This window comes from Rhizobium grahamii (assembly GCF_009498215.1).
Taxonomy (GTDB): Bacteria; Pseudomonadota; Alphaproteobacteria; order Rhizobiales; family Rhizobiaceae; genus Rhizobium; species Rhizobium grahamii_A.
In genome coordinates this window covers 431,867-450,615 of the sequence record NZ_CP043498.1, presented here as the reverse complement: position 1 = coordinate 450,615, position 18,749 = coordinate 431,867, and the positions used below count along the sequence as shown (strand labels likewise).

The following is an 18,749-nucleotide window of genomic DNA, read 5'->3' as shown; positions in this document are numbered from 1 at the left end:
CGGGCGTTTGCGCGGAAGCGGGGCTACTATCCGGGGCATCGATCGCGATCAAAATGGCTCGGCTGGAGCAAGCCGGAAGGGAGGAGTCGTGTTTCTCGACTATTTTGCACTGGGCGTGCTGTTCTTCGTCGTGATCACGCTGTTCTACGCGGTGATCGCCATCCACGACATTCCCCACCTGATGGCGAAGGCCAGAAACCATCCGCACCAGGATGCCATTCATGTCGCCGGTTGGGTCAGTCTCTTCACGCTGCATGCCATTTGGCCGTTCCTCTTCATCTGGGCGACGATCTACCGCGAGGATCGCGGCTGGGGCATGCGCACCGATGGGAAGCTGTCGCCGGCTGCGGAAGCCAACGCTGAAATCGCCCGCCTGCATGGCCGCATCGCCGAGCTTGAGGCACAGGCCTCGGAGAAGGAAACCGCCTGATGGATCTGCTTCTCATCCTCACCTATGCCGCGCTCTGCTACGCGATCTTCAAGATCTTCCGCATTCCGGTGAACCAGTGGACGCTGGCCACATCGGTTCTCGGCGGCATCTTCCTGATCGGGACGCTGCTGCTGCTGATGAGCTACAATCATCCCTACACCAGCGACGCGCGCATCTACTTCACCTCCGCGCCCGTCATTCCGACGGTCGGTGGCCAGGTAATCGAGGTGCCAGTGACGCCCAATGCGCCGCTGAAGAAGGGCGACGTTCTCTTCCGCATCGATCCGCGCCCCTACCAGTTCACGGTCGACCAGAAAACGGCGGCGCTCGCCGAGGCCAAGCAGACGGTGCTGCAGTTGAAAGCGGCGCTCGACGCCGCCAACGCTGCCGTCGTTGGTGCGGAAGCATCGCGCGACCGTTCGCAGCAGGCTTTCGAGAAATTCCAGGCATCGAACGAGAATGCGAAGTCGAGCGGCAGGGGCGCCGTCTACTCAGAACTCGAAGTCGAAAACCGCAGGGGCATCTACCTGACGGCGGAGGCCGCGGTCGATACCGCCCGCGCCCAGGCAACGCAGGCAAAACTGGCCTATGAATCGGAAATCAACGGCACCAACCCCACCGTCGCCCGCCTCCAGGCCGAACTCGCCAACGCGCAATACGAGCTCGATCAAACGACGGTCCGCGCCCCCAGCGCCGGCTACGTCACCCAGGTCTTCCTGCGTCCCGGGATGATGGCGAACCCACTGCCGCTGCGCCCGGTCATGGTCTTCATCGACAGCCAGGATCAGATGCTCGGCGCAGCCTTCATCCAGAACTCGCTGCAACGCGTGAATGTTGGCGACGATGCCGAAGTGGCTTTCAAGGCGGTTCCCGGCAAGATCTTCAAGGCCCGCGTGCAAGGGATCATCGACGTGATGGCACAGGGCCAGTTGCAACCATCGGGCGCGCTAATCGACCCGCAATCGCCCGAGCGCGCGGCACCCGGCCAGACAATCGCCAGCATCGAGCTCCTCGAGAGTACCGAGGGCTACCAGCTGCCAGGCGGTGTCGTCGCCGAGGTCGCCGTCTACACCCACCACTGGCACCACGTCGCCGTTCTCCGCAAGGTCCTTTTGCGGATGAGCAGCTGGATGAACTATGTGTTCCTTGAACACTGACACGGGTGACTGGTCCCGCTCATCCGGGCGGGATCAGGATAATTACGAGGATATCGATGGCAGGTTGATAAGGAGCCCACGGTGATAGGCAGTCTTCCGATGTTGCGAGGCCTGAGCGGTTTCAGCAGGGATTGGCTGAAGAGCGATATTCCGGCCGGCCTGTCGATTGCAGCCGTGGGCCTGCCGAGCGCCATCGCCTATCCCGCCATCGCCGGCCTGCCGCCGGAAACCGGCATTTACGCCAGCATCGTCGCGCCGATCGCCTACGCGATCTTCGGCCCCTCACGGCTCCTCGTCGTCGGCCCGGATGCGGCCACGATGACCGTGCTTGCGGCGGCGATGGGAACCATCGTTGCGGCCTATCCTGCCGGCACGCCGGTTGACCGCGTTGCCATCGCAGCGGCGCTCGCGCTCGGCGTCGGCATCTGCTGCATCGCCGCCAAGCTGCTGCGGCTCGGCGTTCTCGCAAGCTTCCTGTCGCGACCCATCCTCGTCGGCTTTTTCGCCGGCGTGTCGCTGTCGATCCTCGTCGGCCAGATCAGCCGCTTTACCGGGGTGAAGATCGAATCCGACGGCTTGGTGCCACCGCTCGTCGAGATCGCCGGCAAGAGCGGCCTGATCCACTGGCCCTCGCTCGTTCTCGGCCTTGCGATGTTTGCATTGCTTTGGATCATCCGGACCTTCCGCCCCAAGATTCCAGGACCGGTCGTCGTCGTCGTCCTCTCGGTCATGCTCTCGGCCCTTTTCGACTTCCAAGGACGCGGCATCGCCGTCGTCGGCGACATCCCGAGCGGGCTGCCGAGCTTCTCCCTGCCGGCCCTGCATCAGATGCCGCTCGACAAGATCATACTCGGCTCTGCCGCGATCTTTCTCGTCAGCTTCGGCGCGGGCATCGTCGCGGCGCGCAGCTTCGGTTCGCGAACCGGCGAAGAGGTCGACGCCAATCAGGAGCTGATCGGGCTCGGCGCCGCAAACATCGCGCCAGGGCTCTTCGGCTCGTTCCCGATCAGCGTTTCGGACTCGCGCACGGCGATCAACCTTTCAACGGGAGGCGTCTCCCAGGCAGCCGGCCTCGTCTCCGCGGCGACGCTGATCGCGGCGCTCGTCTTCCTGCACAGCGCGCTGCGGATACTTCCCATTCCGGCCCTTGCCGCAATCCTCGCGATGGCGGCGATCAGCCTCATCGACGTCCACGAGCTCCGGAAGATCTGGCGCATCAGCCGCATGGAGTTCATCTTCGCGCTGATCGCCATGTGGGGTGCCATCAGCTTCGGCGTGCTCAACGGCGTCATTGTCGCGGTCGCCGCGACGCTCGTCTACCTGCTTCGCCAGACGATGTTCCCGCGCGACGGACTGCTTGGCAGGATCGAAGGCCGGCACGGCTTCTTCGACCTTGGCCGCCATCCGGAAGCGCGCCCCGTCGATCGCGCCGCCGTCTTCGCCATTCAGGGAAACATCCTGTTCTACAATGCCGACTACGTTCGCATGCGGCTGAGCTCGGTCATAAAAGACCTTCCCGCGGACACCCGGTGCTTTGTGCTCGATGCCAGCGCGATCACGCAGATCGACAGCACGGGTGCGGCCGCGCTCGATGCCGTGGCTGAGCTTCTTGGCAAACGCAGCATCACATTCGCGATCACGGACCTCAGCGAAGAGAGCCGCGGCCTTCTCACCCGCGCCGGAGTCATCAAGGCAATCGGCGCTCAAAACCTGTTCAACGGCAGAGAAGAGGCGCTGCGGGCACTGATCGGAGACTTCGACCAGCCCGGCAATGCATCGGCAGGCAGCGCAGTTTAGCAGCACGGAGGGAGAACCATGGACGAGAATTACGAGCCCAGGCAAATCAATGGCGAGGCAGGCCGCAGCGGCAAGGACAAAAAGAAGAAGAAGTCGTGGGATTACGACAAGGAGATCGCTCGATTGCAGGTGGAACTAGCGCATCTGCAGGCATGGATGAAGAAATCCGGCGCAAGGGTCGTGATCATTTTCGAGGGACGCGACGCCGCCGGCAAGGGTGGCATGATCAAGCGGATAACCGAAAAGGTTAGTCCGCGCGTTTTTCGCGTCGTGGCCTTACCGGCACCGACGGACCGCGAAAAATCGCAGATCTACATGCAGCGCTACATCGCCCATCTGCCCGCCGCCGGCGAAGTGGTGATATTCGATCGCAGCTGGTACAACCGCGCCGGCGTCGATCGCGTCATGGGCTTCTGCAGCGACAAGAAGGCCCAGCGCTTTCTGGAACTGGCACCACGGTTTGAAGCGGCGATCGTGGAAAGCGGCGTGATCCTGCTCAAATACTTCCTGACGGTCAGCGAGGAAGAACAGGAGCGGCGCTTCCGACGCAGGATCGATGATCCAGTGCGGCAGTGGAAGCTGAGCCCGATGGATGTCGAATCCTACCAGCGCTGGTGGGACTATACCCGGGTCTACGACGAGATGCTGCGGATGACGGATAGCAACCATGCCCCGTGGTGGATCGTGCCGTCGGACGACAAGAAGCGCGCGCGCGTCAACTGCATCTCGCACATCCTGCAATCCATCCCCTACGAGCGCGTGAAGTTTGACGCGCCCGATCTCGGGAAACGCCAGAAGCGACCGTCGAACTACATCGAAGACAGCAGCGTCCGTCACGTCGTTCCCGATACGACGTCATAGGACCGACCGGGGAGAAGCATGACGACGGTGGAGCAGACGAGCCACAAGGCGATGCCGGCAGGCGGAAGCGGACAGATCTCGATCGAGGCGAGAGTAAGCGATCTCGTCCGGTTGGGCATCATCGGCCTGTTCGCCTATTGGACTTTCGTCCTCATCGCTCCGTTTGCGCTGATCGTCATCTGGTCCGCCATTCTTGCGGTGGCGCTGTTTCCCTTGTTCGCGGGGATCTCGAGGCTGATCGGAAACCGACCTGTCATCGCCGCGATCGTCATCGTCGTCGGCTGCCTTGTTCTGATCATCGCGCCGCTTGCGCTGGTTGCCGTCAACTTCGCCGATGGGCTGCAGGGGCTGGTGGGCAAGCTTTGGACCGAGCATTTCACGCTCCCCTCGGCGCCGGAGTCCGTTTGCGACTGGCCTGTCGTCGGGCAAAAGATCTACGATACCTGGAACCAGATCGCCGGCGATCTGGCTTCCACCCTGGTCAAGTTCCAGGGGCCCATTCGTGAAGTCACCGGCGTCATCGTTGCAAAGCTTGCCTCGATCGGCGGTGGCGTGCTGAGCTTCGTTGCCTCGATCATCCTCTCGGGCATCTTTCTGACGCGATCAGCACGGCTTGCAAACGCCGTCGAGCATCTGGCGAGCCGGATCGGCGGCGACAAGGGCGTTGGATTTGCGAAGCTCGCCGGAGCGACGGTGCGCAACGTGTCGCGCGGCGTTATCGGCGTCGCCTTCCTTCAGACGCTGCTCTGCGGATTGTGCTTCGCCTTCTTCGACATTCCGGCGCGCGGGGTCCTGACCTTCGTGATATTCATCCTTTGCGTCATGCAACTCGGCCCCGGCCTTCTGCTGCTGCCGATCGTGATCTGGGTCTGGTTCTCGTGGCCACCAGGCATTGCGCTTGCCTTCACCATCGTCGCCGTGCCGATCACAGTCGTCGACAACATATTGAAGCCGATCCTGATGTCGAGGGGCCTGTCGACGCCGATGCCGGTGATCCTCATCGGGGTGATCGGGGGGACGCTTTCAAACGGCCTTCTCGGCCTGTTCCTGGGTCCTGTTGTCCTCAGCGTCTTCTACGAACTGTTGAAGGCCTGGGCCTGGCCGTCGCCGGCCGCGCTTGAAACCACTCCGTCGGCTGGCGCCGAACCGGGAAGCGTGCAACCGCTCTGAGCGGTTCAGAACCGCGGTTTCAGCGGCCCGTGCAATAGACGACCACTTCCTGCTCTATCTCCTCGCAGAGCTGCTCGTATTCCGTTATCAGCCGCAGTTCCTGGGGAGTCTGGACCCGGAAACGATCGAGCGCATCGACAGCCAGATCATAGGCTTCAAACATCTCACCCAGCGGTTCACTGGCGATGTTTCCCAGAATATGCCTGATGTCGGGAAGTCTCAGCATCAGTTTTCTGCGGCCGCGCTCTCGGCTCATTGATCAGCTCCGCATTAAACTCAACCCTCCGAGTTATACGAAATCGCTAAGGAACCGGATCGTTCCCGGCCGAGTAAAAATAGTCATCATCCCAGGAATTGGGCTTTCGGACCTTCAGCGTCGGCCGAGATCGGCATTTGCACGGATACCCGACGCAAAAAGAACGCGGCAGAGTGCCGCGCTCCCGAAGGCATCTCAGCCGCAGGCTATTCCGGCAAAGCCGTCTGCCGGAAGAACGTCACCGTCGCGTCGTCAGGCGGGCCGAACCAAGTGGTGAAGAAGGCCCGGAAATCCTGCGAGGCGTAGATCTGGCTGAGGGCGCGATCCACCGCGAGCCGGAAATCCTCGTCGCCACGCGCCAGTTCGAGCCCGAGCGGCTCGTAGGTAAAATGACGCTGCAGGACGATGAGGTTGCCGGAGTCGCTGCTGCGGGCGGCTGCGTCCATCAGCAGCGGCATATCGCCGAAAAGCACGGCGGAGCTGCCGTCGAGCACGCGCTCGATCCCCTGCTGGACGTTGCTGACTGGCGTTGCGGTGGCGGCTAGCTGGAAGGTCTTGATCCTGTCGGAAAGCCAACGTTCGCTCGTGGATCCGGCGATCGACGAGAACGTCTTGTGCTCGAGGATCGTGCGGGCCGGCGAACCGCGCCAGACTGGCCGGCTCGATGGCTGGCCGTATTGCAGGACCTCGCGCAGCGCCAGGGGCGAACTGGAGCTGAGCAGCGCGCCCGTGCCGCTCGGGAAGATCGGGATCGAGAACGAGACCTCCTGCCGGCGGCTGAGGGTGACCGGCTCGGCCCCGCAGAGGAGATCGACCGTGCCGTCCTTGACGGCATGTGTTCTGGCATCGCCAGCGAGGGAAACCCACTCGACGTTCAATTGCGGCAGGTTGAGCTGCTTCTTGACGCTCTCCGCGATCACGTTGCAGAGCGCGACGGCATAGCCCTCCGGCTTGCTCTGATCCGCACCGAACGAGAATGGCTTCGCATCCGGATCGTAGCCGAGCTTCAGCGCGCTGCTGGAGCGGATACGGTCCAGGGTCTGTGCTTGCGCCGGTGACATCCAGGCGACAGCTGCGATTGCCCCGACGAAGACGGTGGCCGCCATGGCGGCGAAGCGACCTTTGCTCCTTGACATGGTGAGTCCTCCCCTATTCCGCCGGCACGCGATTGGCGCCACCGCTGAAGCGCGGGGCGATCAGGCCGTAGATGATGAAACCGATGCCCGTGACCAGCATGCCGCCAAGCACGGCGTCCTTGCCCGACGCGTAGATTGCGAAGACGCTGTAGAGCATGCCGACGATGGCGACGAAGGCGTTGAGCCTGTATTTCGCCTGCGGCACGCCGGCGTTCTTCATCATCACGAAGAGCGCCGAGAGAGCAATGATGTAAGGCAGCACGTTCGTGACAACCGCGAGATTGACGAGTGCCGAGAACTGCTCGCTGAGTGTGGGCGAGATGGTCATGAGCGCAAGGCCCGTCTGCACGATGCCGAGGATGATCATGCCGGGCACCGGCGCACCCAGTTCGTTCACGCGCGAGAAGATCGCGGGAAACATTCTCTCCTGCGCGGCCGATCGTGCCGTCTGCGCGATGGTGAACTGCCAGCCAAGCAACGAGCCGAGGCAGGCAAGCACGGCAAGCGCCATGATGATCGAGCCGATCGTCGGATTGAACATGGTGGCATAGGCGAGCGCGAACGGTCCGGTGGATGCCGCCAGATCGGCATTCGGCACGATACCCTGGATCACCGTCGTCGACAGGATGTAGATAACGGCGGCGCCGAGCGTACCGAACATGCAGGCGAGCGGCACGTCGCGCTTCGGATTTTCGACGGCGTCGGAATTCTGCGCCGCCGACTCCATGCCGAGGAATGCCCAGAGCGTCAGGGAGATGCTGGATCCCATGCCCTGCACGAGCGACAGCCCCTTCGGATTCCAGGCGGCGGCGAACGTGGTGGAGCTGAACCAGAACCAGCCGATGATCGACAGCAGCCCGACGGGGATGATGACGCCCCACACCGTGATCGAGCCGATACGCCCGGTGATACGCGGGCCGCCGAAATTCGCGGCCGTCGTCAGCCACAGAAGAACGATCAGCGCCAGGCAGGTCATGACGGGCGTCGAAGTGAGGATCGGGAAGAAGCCGGCGAGATAGCCGACCGCCGAGATGCCGATGGCGACATTGCCGACGGCAAGCGACAGGAAGTACAGGAAGAAGACCAGGAAGTAGCCGTCCTTGCCATAGGCATCCTCGGCATAGGCGGACATGCCGCCGGGCCGCTGGTTGAAGAGGCCGGCTTGCGCGAAGCCGTAGGCGATCGCCATCGACCCCACGGCGGTCACGAGCCAGGACAGCAGCGAGATCGCGCCGACCTGCGCCATGTTGGCGGGCAGCATGATGATGCCCGATCCCATCATGTTGACGGCGACGATGAAGGTAAGCTGCACCAGGTTCATCTTCTTCTTGGCCGTTGTCTCGGCCGCGAGATGCATTGTGTTGTCTGTCATGATGGTTCCTCCCGCCCCCTACTCGCGCACGACATAGGTATGGAACTTGATCCGCCCTTCTATCCGCTCCTGGAACACGCCCTGGACCTCGTAGTTAAAGCCCGGGAAGCGGTTGAAGGATTCTTCGAAGGCCAGGAAATAGTCCCGCATCGGCCGCGCGCGATCGTCCCAGCGCTCGCCCGGCACGATGACGCCGATACCGGGCGGATAGATCAGCGCCAGCGTCGCGGAAATGCGGCCGGCCGCTTCCGTCAGAGGCAGGTAATCGACATTGTTGGCCACCAGCGCCTCATAGGCTTGCTTGGAGGGAATAGCCGGCTCCGGGAAACTCTCGGAACGGAAGCAGAGGCGCTGCAGTTCCTTCACGCCCGCCTCGCGGTAGAAGGAATGCATCTCCTGGCAGACCTGCCGGAGCGTGTAGCCCTGGTAGCGCTCGCGATTGGCGGCAAACACCGTCGGCAGCACTTCCTGAAGCGGCGCGTCGCGGTCCCACAGGTTCTTGAACTTCACCAGCTTGGCAACCAGCGTGTTGAGCTTGCTCTCGTCTTCGGCCGGTGTCAGCAGGAAGAGCAGGCTGTTCAGGTCGCACTTTTCCGGCACCACGCGCTGCTCGCGCAGATAGTTGGCGACGACGGTCGCGGGAATGCCGAAATCGCGATACTCGCCGGTCTTGCGGTCGATGCCGGGGGTCAGCAGTGCCAGCTTGTTCGGATCAACCATCGTATAGCCGGACGCATAGCCGGAATAACCGTGCCATTTCGCTTGCGGGTCGAAGCGCCAGCATTGCTGCTCGCGTTTAAGCACCTCGGTCGGGATATCTTCCCACCTGGCGTCGGTAATGTCGCTCGTATGCTTTGATCCCGTGACCGAAACCTTGTCCGGCACGAAGGGATCGAAGAACCATTGCTCCTCGGGCGCTGCCGCCTTCGTCTCGTAGTGCGCGACGAAGCCGCGCAGCTTCTTGCGCACCTCGATCCCGAGCTCGATGCAGCGATCCCACAGCATCTCGCCTGCCTTGCCCTCATGCACCTTGGCATTCACGTCGAGCGAGGCGAAGAGCGGATAGAAGGGCGATGTCGAGACGTGCATCAAAAGGGATTCGTTGAACCGCTTGTGCTCGATGAAGCGCCGCTGGCCATTGATATGTTCGTCGCGCTTGTGGATCTGCGAGGCCTGCGAAAATCCCGCACCCTGCTTGTGCACCGATTGCGTGGAAAACAGGCCGGGCATATCCGGAGGCAGGTCCTTCAGCCGCATCGGGCTGTGGCCCTCGAACAGCGGATGGAAGGCATTGTAGCCGATCCAGGCCTCGTCCCAGAGGACGTAGTCGCAGAGATGGCCGATCTTCTCCATGACCTGGCGAACGTTGTAGATGGTGCCGTCATAGGTGGCGAGCTGGATGCAGGCGAGCCGGAACGGGCGTTCGGCCTTGGCGCGGCTCTTGTCTGTTACCAGCGGGTGCGCCTCGATCTGCTTGCGCAGCCAGGTCTCGTCCCAGGCCGCCCAATCGACGGCGCCGATCATCCCGAAGGCGTTGCGCGCCGTCGGCAGGAAGATCGGAATGGCGCCGGCCTGCACCAACGCGCCCTGATGCAGGGACTTGTGGTTGTTGCGGTCGAAGAGCACCAGGTCGCCGGCCCGCAGCACCGCATTGGTGACCACCTTGTTGGAGGTGCTTGTGCCGTTCAGGATGAAATAGGTCCGGTCGGCGCCGAAGATCCGGGCCGCCTGCTTCTGCGCCTCGGCGGCCGGCCCCTCGTGGATCAGGAGATCGCCGAGATCGACATCTGCGTTGCAGAGGTCGTTGCGGAAGATGCTCTCGCCGAAATACTTGAAGAACAGCTGGCCGGCCGGCGACTTGCGATAGAACTGCCCGCCCTGGTGGCCGGGGCAATCGAAGGCGATGTTCGCCTCGCCGTCATAGGCCATCATGCCGCCGAAGAACGGCGGCAGCAGCGACTTGCCGTAGTTGATCAGGCTGGAGACGATCTGCTTGGCGTAAAAGACAGGCGTCTGCTGGCCGAGATAGACGAAGCCGTCCACCTCCCCCACGCCTTCGACGACATCGATATCAGCAACCCCGAGCGCATCCGCCAGAGCCCAGATCGGCGTACGGAAACCGATACCCCTGACGGAGCGGAGGAACGTGCGCGCATCCGGCAACCAGCCGCCCTCGACCGATCCGATATAGGCCCCGACCGAGGCGTCCTCGGACACGTCGGCCGAATAGTCGTCACGGATCTCCACCTCGAAGCCGTCGGCCGCAATCTGCGCCAGCAGCTCCTGCACCTGGCTGTTGCCGCGATCGACGATGGCGACGACCTTCAGCATCTTGTGGAAAGGAATGGCAACGGTCGGAGATTTCACGTCGCGCGGGATCATCGTTACGCTCCCTCTGCAATGCAATCGACGAGATAGCGGCGGCCATTCGGACCGGGCGTGAAGCGAAGGCCGTGGATGTCGGTCTCGAAGCCGGGGAACTTGCTGTCGAATTCGCGGGCGTAGAGCAGGTAATCCTGGATCGATTTGGTCGACTGCGTGATCCGCTCCCCCGGCATGATCAGCGGAATGCCCGGCGGATAGGGAACGATCATGACGGCGAGCACGCGATCCATGAGATTGTCGATCTCGACGCTCTCGATCTTGCCCTTGACCAGGAGGTCATAAGCATCGGCCGGCCGCAGAGCCATGTCCGGCAGCACGGTATACATTTCGCGCTGCGCCTTCGGCACGTCATCCTTGCGATAGACTGCGTGGATCTGCTCGCAGAGATCCTTCAGCCCCATGTTGCCATAGGCCTCCGGATGGGCGGCCGCCAATGCCGGCAGTGCCCGCGTCAGCGGCGCGTTGCTGTCGTAGAGATCCTTGAAATTGAGGAGTTCGGTGACCAGCGTGCTCCACTTGCCGCGCGTGATACCCATCGAGAACAGCACGAGGAAGGAATAGAGGCCGGTCTTCTCGATCTCGATGCGGCGCGACGACAGGAACTTTGTCACGACGGCGGCCGGGATGCCGTGCTCCTGCATGAAGCCGCTGGCGGACAGGCCAGGCGACAGGATCGTGACCTTGATCGGGTCAACCATCACGTGGTTTTCGGCCAGTCCGGTAAAGCCATGCCAGCCGTCGCCGGGTTTCAGCACCCAGTCCTCGTGCCGGTCGCTCGGCGTCTGCTCGGCGACCGTCGGTTCCCAGACGTCGAACCACCAGCCGCCCGCGGTCTGGCTGCGCACGCCGTTCATCGCGCGGCGGAAGCTGATCGCCTCGTCGATCGTCTCCTGCACCAACGAGCGCCCGGCCGGCTGCTCCATCATCGCGGCGGCGACGTCGCAGGAGGCGATGATGCCGTATTGCGGCGAGGTCGAGGTGTGCATCATGAAGGCTTCGTTGAAGCGGGTCACGTCCAGCCGCTTGTTCTCGGCGTGCTGGATATGGATCATCGATGCCTGCGACAGCGCCGCCAGAAGCTTGTGCGTCGAGTGCGTCGCGAAGGTGATCGCGCTCTTCGAGCGGGCTGGCTGCGTCGACGAGATGCCGTGGAAGCCGTCGTAGAACTCGTGGAAATTCGCATAGGCGTACCAGGCCTCGTCGAAGTGCAGTACCTCGACGGCATCGCCGAGCGATTCCTTGATCGCATCGACGTTGTAGCAGAGCCCGTCATAGGTCGAATTGGTGATGACCATGAGCCGCACCTTGCCGCTCGTCTGCCCGGCGAACGGGCTCGCGGCGATCTTCTGGGCGATCGCCTCCGGCGTGAACTGATCCTTGGAGATCGGGCCGATGATGCCGAGCCCGTTGCGCGACGGGATGAGATAGATCGGTGTCGCCCCCGTCATGATCAGCGAGTGCAGGATCGACTTGTGGCAATTGCGGTCGCAGAGCACGAGATCGCCGCGCCCGACCATGCCGTGCCAGACGATCTTGTTGGCGGTCGATGTGCCGCCGACGACGAACAGCGTCTCGTCGGTCCCGAAGATGCGGGACGCATTGCGCTCGCCCTCGGCGATCGGGCCGACGTGGTCGAGCAGCGAGCCGACGCTGCCGACAGACACCGAGATGTCCGAGCGCAGCGTGTTTTCGCCGAAGAAGCTGTAGAACATCTGTCCCACAGGGCTCTTGCGGAAGGCAACGCCCCCGCCGTGGCCCGGCGTATGCCAGGAATAGGCACCCTCGAGCGTATAATCCATCAGCGCCTTGAACATCGGCGGCGGAAGACGGTCGAGATAGTTGCGCGCGGCCTGGACGATAGCGCGCGCCATGAACTCGGCAGTGTCCTCGAACAGCCGCAGGAAGGCATTGGCGTGGCGCAGCACGCTGGCCGGCACGTCCTCGGCGGTCGTGTCGTCGCCGAACAGGAAGATCGGAATGCGGTCGTTCTTCTTGCGCTTGGCGCTCAGAATCTCTTCCAGCACCTGCCAGCGCGAGGCCCTGTCCTCGCTGCCGTCGACGGAAACCAGCCAGCAGGATTCCGTGTTGAAGATATGCACCAGCCGGCGCGCGTCCTCGTAGGTGACGCCTGAGACAATGCGGAAGCCATCGGCCTCTATCGCGGCGGCCAGATCGCGCATGCCGCGCCCGGCGGCGCTCTTGCCCTCGAAATCCTCATCGATGACGGCGACCGGAAATGCCTTCTGGAATTCCATGCATCCCTCCCGGATCCGATGGCCGCAGAAGCGGGTGCTCAGCGGCGCTTTCGTCTCAGCTTGGGGGATCGTACACGCCGGGCTTACAGGCGTCGTTGATTGCAATCAACGTTCGGGCAAAAGGCTCAGGATCGAAGAAGGCGGTGCCGGAGCGCGTCTATTCCGCCCATTCCACATCGGCGGTAAAGGCGATGGTGAGCCAGCGATTGACGCTCTCGTCGCCGATTGCCGCGCCGATTTCATCGCGCAGCGCGTCCCATTCCTCAAGCCGCTTCGGCGGCAATCCTTCGGGGACGATGAAGTAGAGCTCGATCTCGGTCGCACGTCCTACCCGGGCGACATAGGCGCGATAGGACAGGAAGCCCAGGCGGCGAACGGTGTCGGACGCGACGCGATCGACATGCTCCTGCAGATCGACGGGAGCGATCAGCAGGATCTCGCTCAGCGCCTTCCAGATCGTGGTGATCGGTATCGGGATCATCACCAGGCAGACGAGGCCGAGCACCACGGGGTCGACATATCGGGCGATCCAGACAAGGGACGTCGGCTGCACGGCAAGGCCGATGATGAAGGCGACGAGCAGCGCGAAGGCGATACCGCCGGACATGATCCACGCCTTGATGTCGAGCGCGATAAAATCCGACTTCAGCCGTCGGTTCACTGCCGCCCCGATCCCGGCCATGATGGCGCAGACGACGAGCGTCGCGCCGGAATAGACGATCGCCGCCCCGAAGTGCAGTTCATGCCCGCCATTGATGATGCTGATGATCGCGTTGATGAGTGCGTAGACGGCGACAGTCACCAGCAGGCAACCATTGAGGAGAAGCACGATCGGCTCGAGGTGCCAGAAACCCATGGTGAAGCGGTTGCGGATACGGCCCGACTTGGCGTCGTTGCGCGCCGATTGGACGATCAGGCTCGACACCCAGAGCGCAAGCCCGGTCATGGCGGCGTCGGCGAGCGAATAGACGCCGTCGAAGGCGATCGAAAACGAGCCGGAGAGAATGCCGAAGAAGATACCGAGCGCCGCGACCACGACGGTGGCTGCAATCGAGATTCGTAGAAATCCTTGCTCATTCGACATCGCAACCTCCCATGCATAATCGTTCGCAGTAATACACGCGTCGCTACGGGAATGTGAACGCAGGGAAAACACTCGGCAACTACGCATTGCCACGAATTGCGGCCTTTCGGTTTTGAAGGGAAAATCGATGCGGCAATGCGGCCCGACGGAGCCCAATTCCGGCGAGGCGGCCTCCTGGGAGGGACCTCATGACAACATCGCCTGATGGCAAAAGCCTCGGACTTGCAGCCTGCACCGCCATCGTTGTCGGAAACATGGTAGGCTCCGGCTTCTATCTCTCTCCGGCCGCCGTCGCACCTTACGGGAACCTCGCCATCCTCGTGTGGATCATCATGGGCGCCGGCGCGATCTGCCTCGGCCTCACCTTCGCGCGGCTCGCCAGCCTCGTGCCCGCCGTCGGCGGACCCTATGCCTATACCCGCCTCGCCTATGGCGATTTCGCCGGCTTCCTGATCGCCTGGGGCTACTGGATCTCGATCTGGACGTCGCTGCCCGTCATCGCCATCGCCTTTACGGGCGTACTCATCGATCTCGTTCCGGCGCTCGGCAATCGCCTGGCGGCGACGGTGCTGACGCTCGGGGTGATCTGGGCGATCGTGCTCGTCAACCTTCGCGGCGTCCACGCCGCCGGCCTCTTCGCGCAGGTCACCACCTACGCCAAGCTGCTGCCCTTCGGTGCGGTCGCGATCATCGGCCTGCTCTATATCGACACCTCGCATTTCGCCGAGTTCAACCCGAGCGACCAGCCGATCCTGCAGTCGATCGCGGCCCTGGCGCCGCTGACGATGTTTGCCTATCTCGGGCTGGAATCGGCCACTGTTCCGGCCGGCGACGTCCAGAACGCCGAACGCACCATTCCGCGCTCGACGGTGCTCGGCATATCGATCGCCGCGACGCTCTACGTGCTCGGCACGATCGTCGTGATGGGCGTGCTGCCGCGCGAACAGCTCGTTCATTCCGTCGCCCCCTTCTCGGAGGCCGCCGGCGTGATGTGGGGACGCGGCGGCGCGCTGGCGATCTCGATCGCGGTCGTGGTCTCCTCGATCGGCGCGCTGAACGGCTGGACGCTGCTGATGGGCCAGGTGCCGATGGCAGCCGCCCGCGACGGACTGTTTCCGCCGCTCTTTGCCCGCCTCTCCTCACGCGGCGTGCCGGCGATCGGCATGGTCGTCTCGGCATGCTTCGCAACCCTGCTGGTCCTCGTCCAGGCGATGGGCGGAGAAGGCTTTGCCGCCGTCTACCGGCTGATGGTCGGACTGAGCACGATGACGGCTGTCGTGCCCTATGCCTTCTGCTCGCTGGCCTCCGGCCTCGTCGCCGCCCGCGTCAGAGGCGGGCGCATGCCGCGCGTCAGCCCGATCGAACTCATCGCCTTTATCTTCGCGATGTTCACGCTCTATGGCTCCGGCGCCGAACCGGTGCTCTACGGTCTCGTGCTCTTGATGCTCGGTATTCCCGTCTATGTCTGGCAGCGGAGAAACGGCGCAGCGGCTTCAGCAGAACTGCCGGAAACGACACCGGGCGCCATCACGCGCCCGGCCGTCCCCTCATGATACTGTCTCTGAACTGCCAGTGCGTCAGGCGTGCCAGCTGAGGCCGGAGAAGCCGCTGCTGATGATCGTCCCGCGCTCGCCGCGCACCATGCCGGCGATATCGGCAAGCGATCCGATCGCGGCACTACGCCCCGGACCTTCCGCGAAATGGCAGGCAGCATCGACCTTCGGGCCCATGGAGCCCGCCGGGAAGGAGAATTGTTTCATATCCTCGGGCCGCGCCTTGTGGATCGACTTCTGCGACGGCTTGCCCCACTCGGTGCAGACGGCAGGCGCATCCGTCGCCATGACCAGCAGATCGGCATCGAGTTCGCGGGCGAGAAGTTCGGAGCAGAGGTCCTTGTCGATGACAGCCTCGACGCCGATCAGCTTCCTGTCCGCACCCTTCTCGTACATGGTCGGGATGCCGCCACCGCCTGCACAGATGACGATCGTGCGCTGCTCCAGCAGCCACCGGACAGGACGCACCTCGAAGATGCGCTTCGGCAACGGAGACGCGACCACACGCCGCCACTTGTCGCCATCCTGCTTGAACGTCCAGCCCTTGTCGGCCTTGATGCGGTCGGCATCCGCCTTGTCATAGACGGGACCGACGAACTTGGTCGGGTTCTTAAAACCCGGATCCTCGGCGTCGACCTCGACCATCGTCAGCAGCGTCGCCAGCGGCTGCTCGAAGGGCAGCATGTTTCCGAGCTCCTGTTCGAGCATATAGCCGATCATGCCCTCGGTTTCGGCGCCGAGCACGTCGAGCGGGTAGGCCTCATCGGGCTTGTAGGCGGCACCCTGAAGCGCCAGCAGGCCCACCTGCGGACCGTTGCCGTGAGTGATGATCAGTTGATGTTCGCCAGCAAGCGGCGCGATCGCTTCGGCGGCGATGCGGGCGTTGCGCCGCTGGACATCGGCGGTCATCGCTTCCCCACGCCGGAGAAGCGCATTGCCGCCAAGCGCGATAACGACACGCATGCTTAATCTCCCAGGGTCGCGACGAGCAGTGCCTTGATCGTGTGCAGCCGGTTTTCCGCCTGCTCGAAGGCGACGTTGGCCTCGGATTCGAAGACGTCGTTGGTGACCTCGAGGCCGTTGTCCATGCCGTAATCCTCGGCGATCTGCTTGCCCATCACCGTCTCGGTGTCATGGAAGGCCGGCAGGCAATGCATGAACTTCGTCTGCGAATTGCCGGAGGCCTTCATCAGGGCTGTATTGACCTGGTAGGGCGTCAGCAGCTTGATGCGCTCGCGCCAGACATCCTTCGGCTCGCCCATCGAGACCCAGACGTCGGTATGGATGAAATCGACATCCTTGACGGCTTCCTTGGGATCGTCGGTGACGAGCAGCCGCGCGCCGGAGCGTTCCTGCAAATCCCTGGCGATCTTCATGTATTCTTCCGAAGGCCACAGCGATTTCGGGCCGCAGATGCGCACGTCCATGCCCATCAGGCAGCCGACGATCAGCAGCGAGTGGCCCATGTTTGAGCGCGTGTCGCCGACATAGGCATACTTGATATCGGCGACCGGCTTGTCGCTGTGCTCGCGCATGGTCATCACGTCGGCCAGCATCTGCGTCGGGTGATATTCGTCGGTCAGGCCGTTATAGACGGGAACGCCGGCATAGCGGGCAAGCGTCTCCACGCCCGTCTGCGCCGAGCCGCGATATTCGATCGCATCATACATGCGCCCCAGCACCCGCGCCGTGTCCTTGAAGGATTCCTTGTGGCCGATCTGCGAGCCTGACGGATCGAGATAGGTGACGTTGGCGCCCTGGTCCGAGCAGGCGACCTCGAAGGCGCAGCGCGTGCGCGTCGAGGTCTTCTCGAAGATCAGGCAGATTTCCTTGCCCTTGAGGTGCTGCTGCTCGGTGCGGGCATATTTCGCCCGCTTCAGGTCGCGGGCGAGATCAAGCAAGTAGCGGAATTCGCGCGGCGTATAATCCTGTACGGTCAGAAGCGAACGATTGCGCAGATTGAAGCTCATTGTCTTGCTCCGTCGGGTCTGTTTCGGGTGAAGGCGTCAGTACGCCGGGTCGCGCCAGATCGGGCACGTCATGCAATGTCCGCCGCCGCGGCCGCGGCCGAGTTCCGAGCCGCGGATGGTGATGACCTCGATTCCCGCCTTGCGCAGCAGCGTATTGGTGTAGGTGTTGCGGTCGTAGGCAACGACGACGCCGGGCTCGAGCGCCACGACGTTGTTGCCGTCGTCCCACTGCTCGCGCTCCGCCTGATAGGAATTGCCGCCGGTCTCGACGACCCGCAAGCTGGGCAGCTCCAGCGCCTCGGCAACCACTTCGAGCATCGGCTTGTTCTCCGGATGGATCTCGAAGGTGCCGTCGTCATCCTTGGGGTGCATGCTGTAGCAGCGGATCTGGTCCACCACTTCGGCAAACAGGGTCACGACGTCGCGGTCGCAGAAGCTGAAGACGGTGTCGAGATGCATGGCCGCGCGGCTCTTCGGCATCAGGCAGCCGATCACGCGCTTCACCGCCTTGTTGCGGAACAGCGCCTGCGCCACCTGCCCCACGGCCTGGTAGGTCGTGCGCTCGCCCATGCCGATCAGCACGGTGCCGTTTCCGATCGGCATGACGTCGCCGCCTTCCATCGAGGCATTGGCGAACTGCTGGTCGCTGTCGCCCCACCAGATCTTGAAGTCGCCGTCGCGGAAGGTCGGATGGAACTTGTAGATGGCGCGCTGGATCAGGGTCTCGGCCCGCCGCGCCGGCCAGAACATCGGGTTGACGGTGACGCCGCCATAGATCCAGCAGGAGGGATCCCGCTGGAACAAGGTGTTCGGGATCGGCGGGATGACGAATTCGCTTTCCGGCAGCGCACTCAGCATCAGCGTCTTCGCGCGGACATCGGGCAGGTCCGAGATGGCGATGCCGCCGATCATGAAGGCCGCGAGTTGGGTGGGGTTCATCTCGTCGAGCCAGGGACGCATGGCCTCGGCGATCTGCGAGCCGAGCACATTCGGGGTGATGCGCCGGTCGAGCACGAAGTCGCGCGCCTCCTTGCCGGCGAGCGTCTGGCCGAGCAGATCGTGGAGTTCGAGAACCTCGACACCCCTCTCCTGCATCTTCAGGACGAAATCATAGTGATCCTTCTGCGCTTCATGGACCCACAGGACATCGTCGAAAAGCAGGTCATGGCAGTTGGCGGGCGTCAGGCGCTGATGCGCCAGGGATGGCCGGCAGACCATTACGGTCCTGAGCTTGCCGACCTCGGAATGAACACCGAAACCACGCATGCGGGTCTCCTTAAAGCAGCCTTGCGGGATGGCGGTGCGACGACCGCCCGTGAACCC

15 protein-coding genes are annotated in these 18,749 nt (G+C 63.2%); 6 read left to right on the top strand and 9 right to left on the bottom strand.

Annotation, left to right across the window (positions count from 1 at the left end):
* Positions 1-88 precede the first annotated feature (88 nt).
* The 5 genes from FZ934_RS02240 (at position 89) to FZ934_RS02220 (ending at position 5,415) form a co-directional block, all read left to right on the top strand.
* Positions 89-430 carry a DUF3302 domain-containing protein gene (locus FZ934_RS02240; protein WP_153269731.1) on the top strand — a complete coding sequence of 114 codons (342 nt, stop codon included), beginning with the start codon at positions 89-91 and terminating at the stop codon, positions 428-430.
* Complete coding sequence (locus tag FZ934_RS02235; protein ID WP_153269730.1) at positions 430-1,587, top strand: HlyD family secretion protein; 1,158 nt, start codon at positions 430-432, stop codon at positions 1,585-1,587. Before FZ934_RS02240 ends, FZ934_RS02235 begins: the two co-directional genes overlap by 1 nt.
* Before the next feature lie 81 nt (positions 1,588-1,668).
* Positions 1,669-3,384, top strand: coding sequence for a SulP family inorganic anion transporter (locus FZ934_RS02230; RefSeq protein ID WP_153269729.1), 1,716 nt, complete (start codon positions 1,669-1,671; stop codon positions 3,382-3,384).
* Between the two features lie 18 nt (positions 3,385-3,402).
* A complete protein-coding gene (gene ppk2 / locus FZ934_RS02225; RefSeq protein WP_153269728.1) occupies positions 3,403-4,245 on the top strand; it encodes a polyphosphate kinase 2 in 843 nt (280 codons plus the stop codon).
* Positions 4,246-4,263: 18 nt separating this feature from the next.
* A complete protein-coding gene (locus tag FZ934_RS02220; RefSeq protein WP_246737825.1) occupies positions 4,264-5,415 on the top strand; it encodes an AI-2E family transporter in 1,152 nt (383 codons plus the stop codon).
* 19 nt (positions 5,416-5,434) lie between these two features.
* On the opposite strand, the gene FZ934_RS02215 is transcribed toward FZ934_RS02220, so the two are convergent.
* The 6 genes from FZ934_RS02215 to FZ934_RS02190 form a co-directional block, all read right to left on the bottom strand.
* Positions 5,435-5,671, bottom strand: a complete 237-nt coding sequence (locus FZ934_RS02215) for a hypothetical protein (RefSeq protein WP_153269727.1) — start codon at positions 5,669-5,671, stop codon at positions 5,435-5,437.
* Between the two features lie 206 nt (positions 5,672-5,877).
* Positions 5,878-6,807 carry an amino acid ABC transporter substrate-binding protein gene (locus FZ934_RS02210; RefSeq protein ID WP_153269726.1) on the bottom strand — a complete coding sequence of 310 codons (930 nt, stop codon included), beginning with the start codon at positions 6,805-6,807 and terminating at the stop codon, positions 5,878-5,880.
* A gap of 13 nt (positions 6,808-6,820) precedes the next feature.
* Positions 6,821-8,179, bottom strand: coding sequence for a putrescine-ornithine antiporter (gene potE, locus FZ934_RS02205; protein WP_153269725.1), 1,359 nt, complete (start codon positions 8,177-8,179; stop codon positions 6,821-6,823).
* Between the two features lie 18 nt (positions 8,180-8,197).
* Positions 8,198-10,561: an ornithine decarboxylase gene (speC, locus tag FZ934_RS02200; protein ID WP_153269724.1), complete on the bottom strand. Its 2,364-nt coding sequence runs from the start codon at positions 10,559-10,561 to the stop codon at positions 8,198-8,200.
* A gap of 2 nt (positions 10,562-10,563) precedes the next feature.
* Positions 10,564-12,819 carry an arginine/lysine/ornithine decarboxylase gene (locus FZ934_RS02195; protein WP_153269723.1) on the bottom strand — a complete coding sequence of 752 codons (2,256 nt, stop codon included), beginning with the start codon at positions 12,817-12,819 and terminating at the stop codon, positions 10,564-10,566.
* Positions 12,820-12,976: 157 nt separating this feature from the next.
* Positions 12,977-13,903: a cation diffusion facilitator family transporter gene (locus FZ934_RS02190; protein WP_153269722.1), complete on the bottom strand. Its 927-nt coding sequence runs from the start codon at positions 13,901-13,903 to the stop codon at positions 12,977-12,979.
* A 188-nt stretch (positions 13,904-14,091) separates the two neighbouring features.
* Between FZ934_RS02190 and FZ934_RS02185 the strand changes: the two genes are divergently transcribed.
* Entirely contained in the window at positions 14,092-15,456 is a 1,365-nt protein-coding gene (locus FZ934_RS02185) for an amino acid permease (protein ID WP_153269721.1), read from the top strand.
* A gap of 24 nt (positions 15,457-15,480) precedes the next feature.
* Here the strand turns inward: FZ934_RS02185 and arcC are convergent, their stop codons facing one another.
* Genes arcC through arcA form a run of 3 tightly spaced genes read right to left on the bottom strand, consistent with a single transcriptional unit; the run spans position 15,481 to position 18,692 of the window.
* Positions 15,481-16,419: a carbamate kinase gene (gene arcC / locus FZ934_RS02180; RefSeq protein ID WP_153269720.1), complete on the bottom strand. Its 939-nt coding sequence runs from the start codon at positions 16,417-16,419 to the stop codon at positions 15,481-15,483.
* A 2-nt stretch (positions 16,420-16,421) separates the two neighbouring features.
* Positions 16,422-17,426 (bottom strand): ornithine carbamoyltransferase, encoded by a 1,005-nt coding sequence (locus tag FZ934_RS02175; RefSeq protein ID WP_153269719.1) that lies wholly within the window; start codon positions 17,424-17,426, stop codon positions 16,422-16,424.
* A 36-nt stretch (positions 17,427-17,462) separates the two neighbouring features.
* On the bottom strand, positions 17,463-18,692 hold the full coding sequence (gene arcA / locus FZ934_RS02170; RefSeq protein ID WP_153269718.1) for an arginine deiminase: 1,230 nt from the start codon (positions 18,690-18,692) through the stop codon (positions 17,463-17,465).
* Positions 18,693-18,749: the final 57 nt, after the last annotated feature.